At 68.7% G+C, this 17,503-nt stretch carries 12 protein-coding genes; 7 read left to right on the top strand and 5 right to left on the bottom strand.

What is annotated here, in order from left to right:
• From ACF08W_RS29480 to ACF08W_RS29450, 7 genes are all read left to right on the top strand, one after another.
• A partial coding sequence (locus ACF08W_RS29480) for an ABC transporter substrate-binding protein (protein ID WP_392281132.1) occupies nt 1-2,119 on the top strand: 2,119 nt, incomplete at its 5' end.
• Nucleotides 2,120-2,679: 560 nt separating this feature from the next.
• Entirely contained in the window at nt 2,680-4,584 is a 1,905-nt protein-coding gene (gene typA, locus ACF08W_RS29475; protein ID WP_352273312.1) for a translational GTPase TypA, read from the top strand.
• A gap of 524 nt (nt 4,585-5,108) precedes the next feature.
• Nucleotides 5,109-6,752: an ABC transporter substrate-binding protein gene (locus ACF08W_RS29470; RefSeq protein WP_385214135.1), complete on the top strand. Its 1,644-nt coding sequence runs from the start codon at nt 5,109-5,111 to the stop codon at nt 6,750-6,752.
• Nucleotides 6,753-6,904: 152 nt separating this feature from the next.
• On the top strand, nt 6,905-7,831 hold the full coding sequence (locus ACF08W_RS29465; RefSeq protein WP_352273310.1) for an ABC transporter permease: 927 nt from the start codon (nt 6,905-6,907) through the stop codon (nt 7,829-7,831).
• Nucleotides 7,824-8,768 carry an ABC transporter permease gene (locus ACF08W_RS29460; protein ID WP_352273309.1) on the top strand — a complete coding sequence of 315 codons (945 nt, stop codon included), beginning with the start codon at nt 7,824-7,826 and terminating at the stop codon, nt 8,766-8,768. Before ACF08W_RS29465 ends, ACF08W_RS29460 begins: the two co-directional genes overlap by 8 nt.
• Before the next feature lie 14 nt (nt 8,769-8,782).
• A complete protein-coding gene (locus tag ACF08W_RS29455; RefSeq protein ID WP_352273308.1) occupies nt 8,783-9,841 on the top strand; it encodes an ABC transporter ATP-binding protein in 1,059 nt (352 codons plus the stop codon).
• The gene (locus ACF08W_RS29450) at nt 9,834-10,985 is read left to right on the top strand and encodes a dipeptide ABC transporter ATP-binding protein (protein ID WP_352273307.1); all 1,152 of its coding nucleotides are present in this window, start codon (nt 9,834-9,836) and stop codon (nt 10,983-10,985) included. Before ACF08W_RS29455 ends, ACF08W_RS29450 begins: the two co-directional genes overlap by 8 nt.
• A 178-nt stretch (nt 10,986-11,163) precedes the next feature.
• Here the strand turns inward: ACF08W_RS29450 and ACF08W_RS29445 are convergent, their stop codons facing one another.
• The 5 genes from ACF08W_RS29445 to ACF08W_RS29425 form a co-directional block, all read right to left on the bottom strand.
• On the bottom strand, nt 11,164-12,240 hold the full coding sequence (locus ACF08W_RS29445) for an ABC transporter ATP-binding protein (protein ID WP_385214128.1): 1,077 nt from the start codon (nt 12,238-12,240) through the stop codon (nt 11,164-11,166).
• A gap of 26 nt (nt 12,241-12,266) precedes the next feature.
• Nucleotides 12,267-13,292: an ABC transporter ATP-binding protein gene (locus ACF08W_RS29440; RefSeq protein WP_352273305.1), complete on the bottom strand. Its 1,026-nt coding sequence runs from the start codon at nt 13,290-13,292 to the stop codon at nt 12,267-12,269.
• Between the two features lie 11 nt (nt 13,293-13,303).
• On the bottom strand, nt 13,304-14,284 hold the full coding sequence (locus ACF08W_RS29435; RefSeq protein WP_392281131.1) for an ABC transporter permease: 981 nt from the start codon (nt 14,282-14,284) through the stop codon (nt 13,304-13,306).
• Nucleotides 14,285-14,371: 87 nt separating this feature from the next.
• Nucleotides 14,372-16,153: an ABC transporter substrate-binding protein gene (locus ACF08W_RS29430; protein WP_392281130.1), complete on the bottom strand. Its 1,782-nt coding sequence runs from the start codon at nt 16,151-16,153 to the stop codon at nt 14,372-14,374.
• Between the two features lie 71 nt (nt 16,154-16,224).
• On the bottom strand, nt 16,225-17,253 hold the full coding sequence (locus tag ACF08W_RS29425; protein WP_392281129.1) for an ABC transporter permease: 1,029 nt from the start codon (nt 17,251-17,253) through the stop codon (nt 16,225-16,227).
• Between the last annotated feature and the right edge of the window lie 250 nt (nt 17,254-17,503).

The following is a 17,503-nucleotide window of genomic DNA, read 5'->3' as shown; positions in this document are numbered from 1 at the left end:
CATCGCCGTCGTGGACCGGAACCGGATCGCCGACGGCGGCACGGTCGACTGGGCGGTCGACGCGCTGCCCACCACCCTCAACGCCTTCCAGGCGGACGCCGACGCCACCACCGCCCGGATCACCGGCGCCCTGCTGCCGACGCTCTTCCCGCTGGACGCCCGGGGCGAGCCGCAGCCCGATCCGGACTACCTGGAGTCCGCGAAGGTGATCGAGCGCGAGCCACGCCAGGTGGTGCTCTACCGCCTCAACCAGCAGGCGGTGTGGAGCGACGGCCGGCAGATCGGGGCCCCCGACTTCCTCGCCCAGTGGCGGGCGCTCAGCGGCCGCGACAGCGCGTTCTGGACCGCCCGCAACGCCGGCTACGACCGCATCGACAGGATCGAGCGCGGCGCCGACGACCTGGAGGTGCGGGTCACGTTCAACCGGCCGTACGCGGACTGGCGCTCGCTCTTCTCCCCGCTGTACCCGAAGGAGGTGACCGGCTCCCCGGACGCCTTCAACGACGGATCCCGCACCACGCTCCCGAAGACCGCCGGGCCCTTCCGGCTGGGCGCCGTCGACAGGAAGGCGGGCGAGGTCACCCTCGTCCGCAACCTCCGCTGGTGGGGGAGCCGGCCCAAGCTGGACGCGCTGGTCTTCCGGGCCGTCGCACCCCGGGACCGGGCCGCCGCGCTCGCCGAGGGCCGGGTCGACGTGGCCGACATCGACGCCGCCGCGGACCGCCGGATCACCCGGGCCGTCCGCGACCGGGCGAAGGGCCGCCCGCCCCTCGCGATGGGCCCCGGCGCGGCGACGGACCCGGCCGCGGCCCTCCGCTCCTGGGCCGTGGCCCACGGCTCGGACCCGGCGGCGGCCGCCGCCGAACGGACCGCCAGGGCGAAGGCGCGGGCCGAGGCCGAGGCGTACGCCGCCGAGCAGAAGGCGCTGAGCGGCTACGTGGTGCGCAGGTCGCTGGAGCCCGCCTACACCCAGCTCGCGCTGAACGGCGAGTCCGGACCGCTGGCGGACGACCGGGTGCGCCGGGCGGTCGCCCGCGCCCTGGACCGCCAGGAGCTGGCGGAGACCGTGCTGCGCCCGCTCGGCCTGCCCGCCCGGCCGGTCGGCAGCCACCTGGCGCTGGCCGGCCAGCCCGGCTACCAGGACGGCAGCAGGGCGCTCGGCGACCAGGACACCGGGCAGGCCCGGGCGCTGCTGGCCGAGGCGGGCTGGACCCGGGAGGGCGCGTCCCGCCCGGACGCCGGCACCAAGGCGGGCAGCGAGGCCGGGCGGCAGGGGCCCGAGGCGGACCCGGACGGCGACGGGGCCGACGACGACGGCACGGACGGGGCCGACGACGGCAAGCCCGGCGACGGCGAACCGTTCGACGGCGTCGGCCACGTCCTGGCCCCCGCCCCCGCCGCCGCGTTCCACAGCGCCGTCCTGCTGCGCCAGGCCGGCGCCCTCACCGCCTCCGCCGGGGACGCCCCCGCCCGGGACGACCGGCCCGGCGGCGCGGTCGGCGCGTACGCCCCGCCGGGCACCGCCGCCCCCGCGCGGGCGACGGGGCCCCGGCCCGGACCGCTCGGCAAGGACGGCAAGCCGCTGAGCCTGCGCTTCGTCCTGCCGTCCGGCCCCGGCTCGGAGCAGCTGCGCGGGGTGGGCGACCGGATCTCGGCGATGCTGGAGGAGATCGGCATCCGTACGGAGATCGTCAAGGTGCCCGACGAGAGCTACTTCCGGGACCACGTCGCCGCCGGCGACTACGACCTCGCGCTGTACTCCTGGCCGGCGACCGCCTACCCGGCCACCGACGACCGGCCGATCTTCGCCAAGCCGGTGCCCGCCGCCGACGGCTCGCTCCAGGTCGAGCAGAACTACACCCGCGTCGGCACCGACCACATCGACCAGCTCTTCGACCGGGCGGTCGCCGAGCTCGACGAGTCCGCCGCCCGGGAGCTGATGAAGCAGGCCGACGCCCGGATCTGGGCCGCCGCCGGGTCCATCCCGCTCTACCGGCGCCCGCAGCTGGTCGCGGTCGACCGGAAGCTGGTGAACGTCGGCGCCTTCGGCTTCGCCGCCCCCCGCTACCAGGACATCGGCTTCGAACGGCCCCAGGCCGCCAAGGCCGGCAGCGAGTAGAAGAAGCACCAGGTCAGCCGGGCGGACGCCGACCGTCCGCAACCTCAGAAAAGGCTCAAATCCCTTGCCCGCCGCCTTGCCCCGCGGGCAAGGTCGGCCCGGGGCCCTCACCCGACGGACGGGGTCCCTTGCCCGTTGACCCGGGCGGCCGCTCGCTCCCCCCACCTCCAGGAACCGCGCCGGGGCCCCAAACCCCGGTCTCCCGGAGACATCCGCTCCGGAGCCCCACCTCCGAAGCCGCGCAGAATCCGGGCCCGTCCCGGGACGGGCCCACGTCCCCCATCGCGCCCCCGTGCCGCGTCCCCGGTGAAATCCGCCGGAAGACCCGGCCACGGGGGCGCGAACGTGCGGCCGACGAGGCGATCCGCCCGCCGCGTCCGCGCCGGTCGGGGCGGCCGTTCCCGGGCCCGGGGGAGCCTCCGGCCCTTGCCCGGGAAGCCGCTGGGGCCCCGGGCCCGTACCATGGGACGAGCCGTGGCGTGTCCGCCCGGTGGGCGTACGAGGACTCGAGACCGACTTAGACGCCTGATCCCACGATCCGAGAGAAGCGCAAGCCACCCATGCCCACGCGCCATGACATCCGTAACGTAGCCATTGTTGCCCACGTCGACCACGGCAAGACGACCATCGTCGATGCCATGCTCAAGCAGGCCGGGGCGTTCGCCGCCCACCAGCTGGAGTCCGTCGACGACCGCGTCATGGACTCGAACGACCTGGAGCGTGAGAAGGGCATCACGATCCTCGCCAAGAACACGGCGGTGAAGTACCACCCCAAGGACGGCGGGGCGCCCATCACGATCAACATCATCGACACCCCGGGCCACGCCGACTTCGGTGGCGAGGTCGAGCGCGGTCTGTCGATGGTGGACGCGGTCGTGCTGCTCGTGGACGCCTCCGAGGGCCCGCTTCCGCAGACCCGGTTCGTGCTCCGCAAGGCCCTCCAGGCCCGGATGCCGGTGATCCTCTGCATCAACAAGACGGACCGCCCGGACTCCCGGATCGACGAGGTCGTCAACGAGACCTACGACCTCTTCCTCGACCTGGACGCCGACGAGGAGCAGATCGAGTTCCCGATCGTCTACGCCTGCGGCCGTGACGGCATCGCGTCCCTCACCAAGCCGGAGGACGGCACCGTCCCGGCCGACTCCACCAACCTGGAGCCGTTCTTCACCACCATCCTGGAGCACGTCCCGGCCCCGACGTACGAGGACGACGCGCCGCTCCAGGCCCACGTCACCAACCTCGACGCCGACAACTTCCTCGGTCGTATCGCGCTGCTCCGCGTCGAGCAGGGCGAGCTGCGCAAGGGCCAGACGGTCGCCTGGATCAAGCGCGACGGCACGGTGTCCAACGTCCGCATCTCCGAGCTGATGATGACCGAGGCGCTCACCCGCAAGCCGGCCGAGGTGGCGGGCCCCGGTGACATCTGCGCCGTGGCCGGTATCCCGGACATCATGATCGGCGAGACGCTGGCCGACCCGGAGAACCCGGTGGCGCTGCCGCTGATCACGGTCGACGAGCCCGCGATCTCCATGACCATCGGTACCAACACCTCGCCGCTGGTCGGCCGCGGTGCCACCGGCAAGGGCGCCGACGCCAAGGCCGTCGTCAAGGACCGCAAGGTCACCGCCCGCCAGGTCAAGGACCGCCTGGACCGCGAGCTGATCGGCAACGTCTCGCTCCGCGTCCTGGACACCGAGCGCCCCGACGCCTGGGAGGTGCAGGGCCGCGGCGAGCTGGCGCTGGCCATCCTGGTCGAGCAGATGCGCCGTGAGGGCTTCGAGCTGACCATCGGCAAGCCGCAGGTGGTCACCAAGGAGGTCGAGGGCAAGACGTACGAGCCGGTCGAGCGCATGACCGTCGACGTGCCCGAGGAGCACATGGGCGCCGTCACGCAGCTCATGGGCGTCCGCAAGGGCCGGATGGACAACATGTCGAACCACGGCTCCGGCTGGGTCCGCATGGAGTTCGTCGTGCCCTCCCGCGGCCTGATCGGCTTCCGTACCGAGTTCCTGACGCAGACCCGCGGCACGGGCATCGCCCACTCGATCCACGAGGGCCACGAGCCGTGGTTCGGCACGCTGACGACCCGCAACAACGGTTCGCTGGTCGCCGACCGCTCCGGTGCGGTCACCGCCTTCGCGATGACCAACCTCCAGGAGCGCGGTGTGCTCTTCACCGACCCGGGCACCGAGGTCTACGAGGGCATGATCGTCGGTGAGAACTCGCGCGCCGACGACATGGACGTGAACATCACCAAGGAGAAGAAGCTCACCAACATGCGCTCCTCCTCCGCCGACTCCTTCGAGGCGATCGTGCCGCCGCGGAAGCTCTCCCTGGAGCAGTCCCTGGAGTTCTGCCGCGACGACGAGTGCGTCGAGGTGACCCCGGAGGCCGTGCGTATCCGCAAGGTCGTCCTGGACCAGAAGGAGCGCGGCCGCACCGCGTCGCGCGCCAAGCGCTGATCCGTCGCGGGCGCCGGGAGCGCCCGCACGGTCAACGGGGCCCGGCCCGCCGTCGGTTGACGGAGGCCGGGCCCCTTCGTATGCCGTAGCGCGCATGGTCGGGCGGGGACCGGGGGAGAAGGATGTGCGACCGCAACCGCGCACTGTTGGCGGTGTGCTGTCAAGCAGGCGGCACAGGCCCCTGTCCAGTTGTTTTCCCCGGCGATCCGTCCGCATATCGATCGTCGCTCTCCGAAAGCTGCGTTAACGGTCCGTTTCGAGCGTGTCTGTCTGGGATCGCTTTGTCCGGATTTCGGGCAATCGCTCTTCTGTGATGTTGTTAAAACGAGACCCTTTAAGTGTGGTTTACGGCCCGGTCGTACTTAATAGTTGGCTCCATTGAGCTCGGGTCAATGGGTCACGCACTGTGGGGAGTGCCGACTCACGAGCACACTAGGGGCACTGAACGATCACCGTCAGGGGTGTCGGTGTATCACTCCAGTGCCCTTCTTGTAGTCAAAAGTGGACTCATGAGGAGGAAACCCATGCGTGGTGCCAAGAGCGCCAAGTGGGTCGCGGGTGCGGCCATCATCGCCCTGGCCGCGACTGCCTGTGGCGGTAACGACGACGGTGGCGACAAGGCCATGAACTCGGGCAAGGCGGACCCGAACGGGATCCTGACCGCCCAGCTCGGCGAGCCGCAGAACCCGCTCCAGCCGGCCAACGCCAAGGAGAGCCAGGGCAGCCGTGTCCTGCGCACCATCTTCTCCGGCCTGGTCGACTACGAGCCCGGCACCGGCAAGCTCGTGAACGTCAACGCCGAGTCCGTGACGCCCAACGCCGACTCGTCGGTGTGGACCGTGAAGCTCAAGCCGGGCTGGAAGTTCCACGACGGCACCCCCGTGACCTCGAAGTCCTACGTGGACTCCTGGAACTGGTCGGCCAACGTCAAGAACAACCAGACCAACTCCAGCTGGTTCCAGGACATCAAGGGCTACGAGGACGTCCACCCGGAGAAGGGCTCCCCGAAGTCGGACAAGATGTCCGGTCTGAAGGTCGTCGACGAGAACACCTTCACCATCACGCTGACCGGCCCGGTCTCGTACTTCGCGTACAAGCTCGGTTACGACGTCTGGGCGCCGCTGCCCGAGTCCTTCTTCAAGGACCCGGCCGCCGCCGGCCAGCACCCGATCGGCAACGGCCCCTACAAGTTCGTCTCGTGGGACCACAAGAAGCTGATCAAGGTTCGCAAGTTCGACGACTACCAGGGCCCGAACAAGGCCAAGAACGGTGGCATCGACTTCAAGAACTACACCACGGCCGACGCCGCCTACTCGGACCTCCGGTCGAACAACCTCGACTGGATCGAGCAGGTCCCGACGACCGCGCTGACCAGCTACAAGCAGGACCTCGGCGACCGTGCCATCGACGCCGAGTACTCCGCGGTGCAGTCGATCGTCCCGGCGTTCTACACCAAGCAGTTCAAGAACATCGACCCCAAGGTCATCCAGGGTCTGTCGATGGCGATCGACCGTGACACGATCACGAAGACCGTCCTCCACGGCACCCGCACCCCGGCCGACTCCTTCGTCGCCCGCGGCGTGCTCGGCTACAAGCCGGGCGCCCTCGGCGACGTCGTGAAGTACGACCCGGCCAAGGCCAAGAAGATGATCGAAGAGGGCGGCGGCGTCCCCGGCAACAAGATCTCGATCCAGTTCAACGCCGACCAGTCCCACAAGCCGTGGGTCGACGCGGTCTGCAACAGCATCCGCAAGGCCACCGGTGTCGAGTGCGTCGGCGACTCCAAGCCGGACTTCCAGGCCGACCTGAACGCGCGTGACAACAAGCAGGTCAAGTCCATGTACCGCGGTGGCTGGGTGCTCGACTACCCCGTCAACTCGAACTTCATGCGTGACCTGTACGGCACGACCGCCGCGGGCAACACGTCGGGCTACTCCAACAAGGAGTTCGACAAGCTCGCCTCGGACGCCGACAAGGCCAAGACGCTCGACGACACCGTGAAGATGTACCAGGAGGCCGAGCAGCTCCTGAAGAACGACATGCCGGCCATCCCGCTGTGGTTCTACAAGGTCAACTCGGGCCAGTCGACCAACGTCTTCGGCAAGATCGTTTACGGCCAGGACGGCGACCCCATCTTCACCGACGTCCAGGTGAAGGCCAAGAAGTAACTATCGGGATCCGACGGCCGGTTCCGTCGCTCCTCATCGGAGGAGCGACGGGCCGGCCCGTAGGCGTCGGCCCCGGGGCTTCTCCCCCACACCCCCGCGGCGGAGACAACTCTGAGTAGGCCATCGCCGACCCCTCACGGCATGGAGGCATGATGGGGCGTTACGTCGCAAGGCGACTGCTCCAGATGATCCCGGTTTTCATCGGGACCACTCTGATTATTTTCCTCATGGTCCACATCCTTCCCGGTGACCCCATCCGGGCGATGTGGGGAGACAAGGCGGCAGACCCCGCACAGGTCGCGTCGCTCCGCCATGAGTTCGGACTCGACCAGCCCCTGTGGAAGCAGTACGTCGACTACATGGGCAATCTCTTCCAGGGCGACTTCGGCAAGACCTTCGGTGGTCGCCAGGTCATCGACGAGATGTCCGAGTCCTTCCCGGTGACCCTGCGGCTGACCGCCGTAGCCATGATCATCGAGATCATCGTCGGCATCGGGCTCGGCGCCTGGGCCGGTCTGCGGGCCGGCAAGGCCGCCGACACCGGCGTGCTGATCTTCACCCTGATCGTCATCTCGATCCCGGTGTTCGTGCTCGGCTTCCTCGCCCGCTTCGTCCTCGCGGACCAGCTCGGCTGGGTGGCACCGAACGTCCAGGACTCGACGGACTACGCGCAGTTGTTCCTGCCGGGCTTCGTGCTCGCCATGCTCTCCATGGCGTACGTGGCACGGCTGACCCGCACCACCTTCGCGGAGAACCTGCGTGCCGACTACATGCGCACCGCCATGGCCAAGGGCCTGCCGCGGCGCCGCATCGTCGGTGTCCACCTGCTGCGCAACTCGCTGATCCCCGTCGTCACCTTCCTGGGTACCGACGTCGGCGGCTTCATCGGCGGCGCGGTCGTCACCGAGGGCATCTTCAACGTCCAGGGTGTCGGAAACCTGCTCTTCAAGGCGCTGCAGCAGCGCGAGGGCTCCACGATCGTCGGCGTCGTCACGGTCTTCGTCCTCGTCATCCTTGTGATCAACCTGCTTGTCGACCTGCTGTACGCGGTCCTGGACCCGAGGATCCGGTATGCCTGACGCGACCAAGACCCAGACCGAAGCGGTGGCCGAGGCCACCGCGGCGCCCGCGGCCGACGCCAAGAAGCAGGACAAGCCTCGTAGTCTCTGGGGCGACGCCTGGTTCGACCTGCGTCACCGCCCGATGTTCTGGATCTCCTCGATCCTGCTGGTCGTGCTGCTGGTCATCGCGGCGTTCCCCGGTCTGTTCACCGGTGCGGACCCGCGCGACGGCGACCTGACCAACCACTTCCTGACCAAGCCGGAGCTGGGGCACTTCTTCAAGCCCGACTGGTTCGGCTACGACGGTCAGGGCCGCTCGATCTACGCGCGCGTCATCTACGGCACCCGCGCCTCGATCCTGGTCGGCGTCGGCGTCACCGCCGCCGTCACCCTGGTCGGCGGTCTACTCGGCATGCTCGCCGGCTACTTCGGCGGCTGGCTCGACTCGATCATCTCCCGGATCACCGACATCTTCTTCGGCATCCCGTTCCTGCTCGGTGCGATGGTCGTCCTGAACGCCTTCACCGACCGCAAGGTCTACGTGGTGATCCTGGCCCTCGCCTTCCTGGGCTGGACCTCGATCTGCCGAGTGATGCGCTCCTCCGTCATCACCGCCAAGCAGGCGGACTACGTGACGGCCGCCCGCGCCCTCGGCGCCGGCACCCCGCGCATCCTCTTCCGCCACGTCCTGCCGAACGCGCTCGCCCCGACCATCGTCGTGGCCACCATCGCGCTCGGCGGCTACATCTCGGCCGAGGCGACGCTCTCGTTCCTCGGGCTCGGCCTCGCCGACCCGACGATCTCGTGGGGCATCGACATCGCCGAGGGCAGCCAGGCCATCCGCGACAACCCGCACGCGCTGCTGTTCCCCGCCGGAATGCTCAGCCTCACGGTCTTCGCGTTCATCATGCTCGGCGACGCGGTCCGCGACGCCCTCGACCCGAAGCTGCGCTGAGGAGGGCGTACGACGTGACCATCATGGACAAGACAGCAGACAGCCCGGCGCCCCGCTCCGGGGCGTCGGACAGCGCACCGCTCCTCGAAGTGCGTGACCTCCACGTGGAGTTCCACACCCGTGACGGCGTCGCCAAGGCCGTCAACGGTGTGAACTACAAGGTGGACTCCGGGGAGACCCTCGCCGTGCTCGGCGAGTCCGGCTCCGGCAAGTCCGTGACCGCCCAGGCGATCATGGGCATCCTCGACATGCCGCCCGGGAAGATCCCGCAGGGCCAGATCCTCTACCGCGGTCAGGACATGCTGACCATGAGCAACGAGGAGCGGCGGAAGATCCGCGGCCAGAAGATCGCCATGATCTTCCAGGACGCGCTCTCCTCGCTGAACCCCGTGCTCTCGGTCGGCTACCAGCTCGGCGAGATGTTCCGGGTCCACCAGGGGCTCTCCCGCAAGGAGGCCAAGGCCAAGGCCATCGAGCTGATGGACCGGGTCAAGATCCCCGCCGCCACGCAGCGGGTCAACGACTACCCGCACCAGTTCTCCGGCGGTATGCGCCAGCGCATCATGATCGCCATGGCGCTGGCGCTGGAGCCGGACCTGATCATCGCGGACGAGCCGACCACCGCGCTCGACGTGACGGTCCAGGCCCAGGTCATGGACCTGCTCAAGGAGCTCCAGACGGAGTTCAACATGGGCCTGATCCTGATCACCCACGACCTCGGCGTCGTCGCCGACGTCGCGGACAAGATCGCGGTCATGTACGCGGGACGGATCGTCGAGACCGCGCCGGTGCACGAGCTGTACAAGCGCCCCGCGCACCCGTACACCCGCGGCCTGCTCGACTCGATCCCGCGGCTGGACCAGAAGGGCCAGGAGCTCTACGCGATCAAGGGCCTGCCGCCCAACCTGCTCAAGATCCCCTCGGGCTGCGCCTTCAACCCGCGCTGCCCCAAGGCGGAGGACGTCTGCCGCACGGAGATCCCCAAGCTGGTCACGGTGACCGAGCAGGACGGCTCCGAGCTGCCCGGCCGCGGCAGCGCGTGCCACTTCTGGAAGGAGACGATCCATGGCTGAGAACGACAAGACGGACGGTTCCATGGACGCCACCCCGAACGTCACCGAGGTCGTCGCGGTGGACGCCACCGACGACACGGCGGCGGTCGCCGCGATCGAGGCGCCGGTGGAGCGCGGCGAGCCGATCCTCCAGGTGCGCAATCTGGTCAAGCACTTCCCGCTGAGCCAGGGCATCCTGTTCAAGCGCCAGGTCGGTGCGGTCAAGGCCGTGGACGGGGTCTCCTTCGACCTCTACCAGGGCGAGACCCTCGGCATCGTCGGTGAGTCCGGCTGTGGCAAGTCCACCGTCGCCAAGCTGCTGATGACGCTGGAGACCGCGACCGCGGGCGAGGTCTTCTACAAGGGCCAGGACATCACCAAGCTGTCCGGCCGCGCGCTGAAGGCGGTCCGCCGGAACATCCAGATGGTGTTCCAGGACCCGTACACCTCGCTGAACCCGCGCATGACGGTCGGCGACATCATCGGCGAGCCCTTCGACATCCACCCCGAGGTGGCCCCCAAGGGCGACCGGCGGGCCAAGGTCCAGGAGCTCCTGGACGTCGTCGGCCTCAACCCGGAGTACATCAACCGCTACCCGCACCAGTTCTCCGGCGGCCAGCGCCAGCGCATCGGCATCGCCCGCGGCCTCGCGCTCAACCCGGAGATCATCATCTGCGACGAGCCGGTCTCCGCGCTCGACGTGTCGGTGCAGGCGCAGGTCATCAACCTGATGGAGAAGCTCCAGGACGAGTTCAACCTGTCCTACGTCTTCATCGCGCACGACCTGTCGATCGTCCGGCACATCTCCGACCGGGTCGGCGTGATGTACCTCGGCAAGATGGCCGAGATCGGCACGGACACCGAGATCTACGACCACCCGACGCACCCCTACACCCAGGCGCTGCTGTCGGCGGTCCCGGTCCCGGACCCCGAGGCCCGTGAGCGCGGCGAGCGGATCATCCTCACCGGTGACGTCCCCTCGCCGGCGAACCCGCCGTCCGGCTGCCGCTTCCGCACCCGGTGCTGGAAGGCCCAGGACAAGTGCTCCACGGAACTGCCGCTGCTGGCCGTTCCCGAGCGCTTCAAGGGCTCCGACACCCCCGCGGCGCACGAGTCGGCCTGCCACTTCGCCGAGGAGCGCGACGTCGTGGGCGCCGCTTCGTAGCCACGCGCCCGCAGCACACCGAAGCGCCCGGAACCGATCGGTTCCGGGCGCTTCTCTCTTCTCCATCGGGACCGGGTACGCGGGTGGCTCGGGTCAGGGGCGCCCGCGCCCGGTTCCTCGGGGCCGGCGGGCCCGGGGCCGGACCGGTCGGGTCCTGGCCCCGGGCCCACCGGGAGCGTCAGGCCTTCTCGTCGGACCCGGACCCGGAGGCGGGTCCGGAGGCGGCTTCGCGGGCCTTGGGGACGGACCCGGTGGTCCGGGTGTCCTCCGGGTAGTGGCAGGCCGTCAGATGGCCCTCGCGGCTGCCCTCGACCCGCACCAGCGGCGGAGCCTCGGCGGCGCACTTGTCCGTCGCCTTCCAGCACCGGGTGCGGAAGCGGCAGCCGGACGGCGGGTTGACGGGGGAGGGGACGTCGCCGACGAGCCGGATCCGCTCCTGGGCCGGGGTGTCGTCGGCGGAGGCCTCCGGCACGGCCGAGAGCAGCGCCCGGGTGTACGGGTGGCGCGGGTTGCCGTACAGGTCCTCGCGGTCGGCGATCTCCACGATCCGGCCGAGGTACATCACCGCGACGCGCTGCGAGAAGTGCCGTACGACCGCCAGGTCGTGGGCGATGAACAGGAAGGCGATCCCGAGCTCCTTCTGGAGCTTCTGGAGCAGGTTGACCACCTGCGCCTGGATCGACACGTCCAGCGCCGAGACCGGCTCGTCCGCCACGATCAGCTTCGGCTCCAGGGCGAGCGCGCGGGCCACCCCGATGCGCTGGCGCTGGCCGCCGGAGAACTCGTGCGGGAAGCGGTTGTAGTGCTCCGGGTTGAGCCCGACGATCTCCAGCAGCTCCCGCACGCGCGCCTCGCGGCCGCCCGCCGGCTCGATGCCGTTGATCTCCATCGGAGCCGTGATGATCTTGCCGACGGTCTGCCGCGGGTTCAGCGAGGCGTACGGGTCCTGGAAGATCATCTGGATCTCGGAGCGGACCGGGGCCAGCTCCTTGCGCGAGGCGTGCGTGATGTCCTGCCCGCGGTAGGAGATCCGGCCGGCCGTCGGCTCCAGGAGCCGGGTGATCAGCCGGCCCGTGGTCGACTTGCCGCAGCCGGACTCGCCGACCAGGCCCAGGCTCTCGCCCTCGGCGACGGTGAAGTCCAGTCCGTCGACCGCCTGCACCGCCCCGACCGTCCGCCGGATCGGGAAACCGGCCTTGATCGGGAAGTGCTTGGTGAGTCCGGAGACGTCCAGGAGGGGATCTGTGCTGCTCATGGTGGGGAAGTCCCGTCTCTTGTACGTCAGTTGGCCCGGGTGCCGGTGAAGTCCGCGAAGAACTCGGCACGCTGCTCGGCGGTGAGATGGCAGGCGGAGCCGCGCCCGGCGGTGATCTCCAGCGACGGCTGCTCGCTCGCGCAGCGCCCGCCGCCCACCTGCTCGGTGAAGGAGCACCGGGGGTGGAAGCGGCAGCCGCTCGGCGGGTTGAGGAGGCTCGGCGGGGTGCCGGGGATCGGCGACAGCGGTACGTCGACCGGGCCGTTCAGGCTCGGCATCGAGCTCAGCAGGCCCAGGGTGTACGGGTGCTGCGGGGCGCGCAGCACCTCCTTCTTCGTACCGCGCTCCACGCAGCGGCCGCCGTACATCACCAGCACGTCGTCGGCGACGTCGGCGATGACGCCGAGGTCGTGGGTGATGAAGATGATCGAGGTGCCGGTCTCCTGCTGGAGGTCCTTGAGCAGGTCGATGATCTGGGCCTGCACGGTGACGTCCAGCGCGGTCGTCGGCTCGTCCGCGATCAGCAGCGCCGGGTCGCAGACCAGCGCCATGGCGATCATCGCGCGCTGGCGCATGCCGCCGGAGAACTGGTGCGGGTAGTCGTCCACCCGCAGGTCGGGCTGGGGGATGCCGACCTTGGTCAGCATCTCGACGGCCCGCGCCCGGGCCTCCTTCTTGGAGGCGCCGGTGTGCTTGCGGTACGTCTCGCCGATCTGCCGGCCGATGGTGTGGTACGGCGACAGCGAGGCCAGGGCGTCCTGGAAGATCATCGCCATCTTGTTGCCGCGCAGCCGCTCCAGCTCCCGCTCCGAGGCGCTGAGCAGGTCCTGCCCGTCGAGCAGGATCTCGCCCTCGATCTCGGTGTGGTCGGGGTGGTGCAGGCCGAGGATGGTCAGGTTGGTCACCGACTTGCCGGAGCCGGACTCGCCGACGATGCCGAGGGTCCTGCCCTTCTCGACGTCGAAGGAGAGGCCGTCGACGGCCTTGACCATGCCGTCCTCGGTGGAGAAGTGCACGCGCAGATCGCGTACGGAGAGGAAGGGGGTGCTCATTGGATCTCTCCCTAGGCGAGGCGGACGCGCGGGTCGATGAGGGCGTAGACGGCGTCGACGATGATGTTGAAGACGACGATCGCCGCTGCCGCGACCAGGACCACGCCGAGGATCATCGGCAGGTCGTTGTCACTGACGGCCTTGATCGAGAGGGCGCCGATCCCGTGCAGACCGAAGGTCTTCTCGGTGATGATCGCGCCGCCGAGCAGGACGCCGATGTCGAGGCCGAAGATGGTGACGATCGGGCCCATGGCACCGCGCCAGGCGAACTTGAAGAACACCGTCCGGCGGGAGAGGCCCTTGGCGCGCGCGGTGCGCACGTAGTCCTCGCTCAGCGTCTCCACCAGTTGGGAGCGGGTCATACGGGTGTAGTTGGCGGTGAAGATCAGCGCCAGCACCAGCCAGGGGAGCAGCAGCCCGGTGAACCAGCCGGCCGGGTCCTCGCTGAGCGGGACCTCCTTGGGGCGGTTCAGGAGGTGCCACTGGTCCGCGAGGTAGTACATCGCGATGACGCCGACGAAGTAGATCTGCATCGACGAGCCGACCAGCGAGGCCGAGGACGCGATCTTGTCCAGCCACTTGCCCTGCTTGACCGCGGCGAGCATGCCGGTGCCCACGCCGAAGACCACGAAGACGAACGCGCTGCCGACGGAGAGGGAGAGCGTCGTGGGGAGGCGGTCGATGATGGTGCCGACGACCGGCTCACGGTTGGTGAAGGAGTACCCCAGGCACGGGGCCGGGCAGTGGCCGAAGGAGCTGTAGTCCCGGCCGACGAACACGCCCTGGAGCCAGTGCCAGTACTGCACCGGCAGCGGGTCGGCGATGCCGAGGTTGTGCCTGACCAGTGCCAGTGTCTCGGGTGTGCACACCTTGCCGCAGGCCACGCGGGCCGGATCGCGGGGCGCGACGTAGAAGAGGACGAATGTGATGACACTGATGATCAGCAGGATGACCAGTGCGCCGATAGCCCGGCGGATGAGGAAGCGGAACATGGCGATGGGTTTCCCTGGCAGGCGCCGACGAGGGGGAGTGGAGCGGGCGGGGCGCCACGCGGGCGCCCCGCCCCGGGAGTGTCGGCGTCAGGCCTTCACGTACAGCTTGTAGCTGACGGCCGAGGAGTACAGCGGGTGGAACATCGCCCCGCCGATCTTCTCGCCGTAGAGGTAGAAGCGGCGCTGGAACGTCTCGGGGATGATCGGCGCCTCCTCCGTCATGATGCGCTTGTCCAGCGCTGCCCAGGCCTTGCCGGCCTCGTTCGGGTCGGCGACCGCGACGTTCTTCTTGATCGCCTCGTTGACCCAGTCGACGTTGAGCTGGGAGATGTTGTTCCCGCCGTCGGCGATCGTGCCACCGTCGAACAGCGGCTGCATCAGGGTGTAGCCGGTCGGCCAGTCCGGGGACCAGCCGAACCACATCACGTCGAACTTGTTGTCGATCTGCTGGATCTGGTCGTAGTAGCTGGTGGCGTCCAGCGGCTTGATGACCGGGTCGAAGCCGGCCGCCTTGAGGGCGTTCTCGATGACGACCTTGGTCTTGTTGTACGTGTTGCCGACCGGGAAGGCGTAGACGATCTTCTGGCCCTCCTTGCCGGCCTCCTTCAGCAGCTTCTTCGCCGCCTCCGGGTCGCCCTGCGGCTTCTTCAGCTTGCCGTAGACGTCGTCCTTGGCGTAGCCGACGATGTCGGGGCTGAGGATGGAGGAGGCGTAGTCACCGGCCGACGGGCCACCGTAGATCTTGCGGATCTGCTCCAGCGGCCAGGCGTGGATCAGGGCCTGGCGGACCTTCAGGTCGGTGATCCGCTTGGTGTTGATGGCGTAGTAGTAGATGCCGCTCAGCAGGCCGTTGAAGCTCCGCTTCTTCAGCTCCGGGTCGGTGAGGACCTTCTGGATGCGCTCGGCCGGGACACCGCTGTACGCCATGTACGCGTACTGGTCGTCGCCGTTGTTGGCGATCAGACGGTCGGCGGACTGGAGCGACTCGGGGCCGAACTCGTAGGTGAAGCTGTCCGGGTACGCGTTGCGGATCGAGTCCGTGTTGGGGTCCCAGTGCGGGTTGCGGACCAGCGTCATCGACTTGTCGATGGAGTGCGCCTTGATCCGGTACGGACCGCAGCTCACCGGGTCCTTGTCGTACTTCTCCTTGGTGTCACCCTTGACCGGGACGGCGCCGTAGGAGGTCATCGCCAGCGTGAAGTTGAGGTCCGGGCGGGCCTCGGCCAGCTTGAAGGTGATCGTCTTGGCCTTGGCGTCGGTGACCACCGAGTCGAGGTGCTTGCCGCTGAACGGGCCCTTGTACTTCGAGCGGAAGCTGGAGGTGCCCGTCAGCGCGCCCTGGACGTAGCCGGCGCCCTCGGTGGTGAAGCTGGCGAAGCCGCGCTCGATGCCGTGGCGCACGTCCTCGACGGTGAGCTCCTTGCCGTCCTCCCACTTCAGACCGTCCTTCAGGGTGAAGGTCCAGGTCTTGCCGCCATCGGACATGGTGCCCGCGTCGGTGGCGAGGTCGCCGACGAGCTTCATCGAGCCGTCCGCGGCGATCTTGTAGCCGGTCAGGCAGCGGATGAAGAGGTCACCGACCGCGGAGTTCCAGGAGTAGTAGATCCGCTGCGGGTCCAGGTGCGAGAAGTCGCTCGGCGCGAGGCCCTTGATCGTGCCGCCCTTCTTGGCACCCGGGATCTCGGGGGCGGGACCGGTGGAGTCGGCCTTCGTGCCGACGGTGACCGAGCCGGTGTACTTGTCGGCACCGCCGTGTCCGGCACCGCCGCCCTTCTTGGCCGTGCTGCCGCTGCTGCACGCGGAAAGGAGCATCGATCCGCCGGCCGCGACCGACGTGGCGATGACGAAGTTTCTGCGGGAAAGGGACATGGCTTCCTGCTCTGGTCGATGGAGAAACGATCAATCCGGCGAGCCCCGTCGCCCGCCGGAGGAAGTGCGGTTCAGCGCTTGGTCTTCGGGTCCAGTGCGTCACGCACCGAGTCGCCCAGCAGGTTGAAGGCGATGACGAAGATCACCATCGAGAGGCCGGGGAAGAGCATGAACGTGATGTCGCTCTGGTAGACGTCCGATCCGCGCTGGATCATCACGCCCCAGTCGGGCGTCGGGTCGCTGAGGCCGACGCCGAGGAAGGCGAGTCCCGCCTCGGCGGTGACGTACATCGGCAGCGCGAGCGTGGCCTGGATCAGGATCGGCGTCCAGAGGTTCGGCAGCAGCTCCTTGAAGATGATGCGTGCCGGAGACGCTCCCGTGACCTTGGCGGCCTCGACGAACTCGCGCTCGCGCAGGGCGAGTACCTCGCCGCGCAGCAGGCGGGCGATGGAGGCCCAGCCGAACGCGGTCATCACCGTGATGAGGCTGACGACGACCAGCCAGGTCGGGGTGTTCTCCTCCGGGGAGACCAGGATCGACAGCATCACCGGCCAGAAGGCGATGAAGAAGAGCGTGGAGGGGAAGGCCAGCAGGATGTCGATGACCCGGCCGATGAAGTAGTCCGTCTTCCCGCCCAGGTAGCCCGCGGTGATGCCGATGACGATGCCGAACAGGGTCACCAGCAGGGTCGTCGCGGTGGCGATGAGCAGCGAGTTGCGGATGCCGTAGAGCAGGAAGGTGAAGACGTCCCGGCCGAGACCCGGTTCGATGCCGAACCAGTAGTCGCTGCTGATACCGCCGTTGGGCAGGACCGGAGAGCTGAAGTCGTCCAGCAGGCCGGGCTCGTTCTGCCCGTACGTCGTGTACGGGTCCTTCCCGTAGAGCTTCGCGATCAGCGGCGCGGCGATGCCGATCACGAAGAAGAAGATGACCACATAGGCCGAAATCACGCCCGTGCGGTCGCGCTTGAAGCGCAGCCAGGCCATCTTGCTCGGCGAACGGCCGGCGTCGCCCTTGGTCGCGGCGGGGGTTGCCGCGGGGCGAGGGGTCTCGCCCTCCGCCTCAACGGAGGTGGCGGCTTGTGGCGTTGGAATCGTCATGGTGCTCCTGGCCCGGAGGGTCGAAGGACTCCGCAGGGCAACACCTACGGGCTACCGGGACTTTTTCAACGCAATTCATGCAGGGTCAATGAATGTCCGACGCCCTTGGCACGCTCTTTGGAAAGTTTGCCAATCCATGACCAAAGCAAGGGGGTGCCTTTGCTTCCACTTGGCTTTTCCGGCGGTGCGAACGCGGCTTAACGGGTGAACTCCGGCAATGAGTCCGATATGCGGGCGCTGTTGTCTCGGA

Source organism: Streptomyces sp. NPDC015144, from assembly GCF_043079735.1.
GTDB lineage: Bacteria > Actinomycetota > Actinomycetes > Streptomycetales > Streptomycetaceae > Streptomyces.
This window is presented reverse-complemented; position numbering and strand designations above follow the sequence as displayed.

Coding starts and splice junctions, on each gene's coding strand:
- ACF08W_RS29460 (WP_352273309.1), top strand. CDS start 7,824: ATGCCTGACGCGACCAAGACCCAGACCGAAGCGGTGGCCGAGGCCACC.
- ACF08W_RS29465 (WP_352273310.1), top strand. CDS start 6,905: ATGGGGCGTTACGTCGCAAGGCGACTGCTCCAGATGATCCCGGTTTTC.
- ACF08W_RS29440 (WP_352273305.1), bottom strand. CDS start 13,292: ATGAGCACCCCCTTCCTCTCCGTACGCGATCTGCGCGTGCACTTCTCC.
- ACF08W_RS29425 (WP_392281129.1), bottom strand. CDS start 17,253: ATGACGATTCCAACGCCACAAGCCGCCACCTCCGTTGAGGCGGAGGGC.
- ACF08W_RS29445 (WP_385214128.1), bottom strand. CDS start 12,240: ATGAGCAGCACAGATCCCCTCCTGGACGTCTCCGGACTCACCAAGCAC.
- ACF08W_RS29470 (WP_385214135.1), top strand. CDS start 5,109: ATGCGTGGTGCCAAGAGCGCCAAGTGGGTCGCGGGTGCGGCCATCATC.
- ACF08W_RS29435 (WP_392281131.1), bottom strand. CDS start 14,284: ATGTTCCGCTTCCTCATCCGCCGGGCTATCGGCGCACTGGTCATCCTG.
- ACF08W_RS29430 (WP_392281130.1), bottom strand. CDS start 16,153: ATGTCCCTTTCCCGCAGAAACTTCGTCATCGCCACGTCGGTCGCGGCC.
- typA (WP_352273312.1), top strand. CDS start 2,680: ATGCCCACGCGCCATGACATCCGTAACGTAGCCATTGTTGCCCACGTC.
- ACF08W_RS29450 (WP_352273307.1), top strand. CDS start 9,834: ATGGCTGAGAACGACAAGACGGACGGTTCCATGGACGCCACCCCGAAC.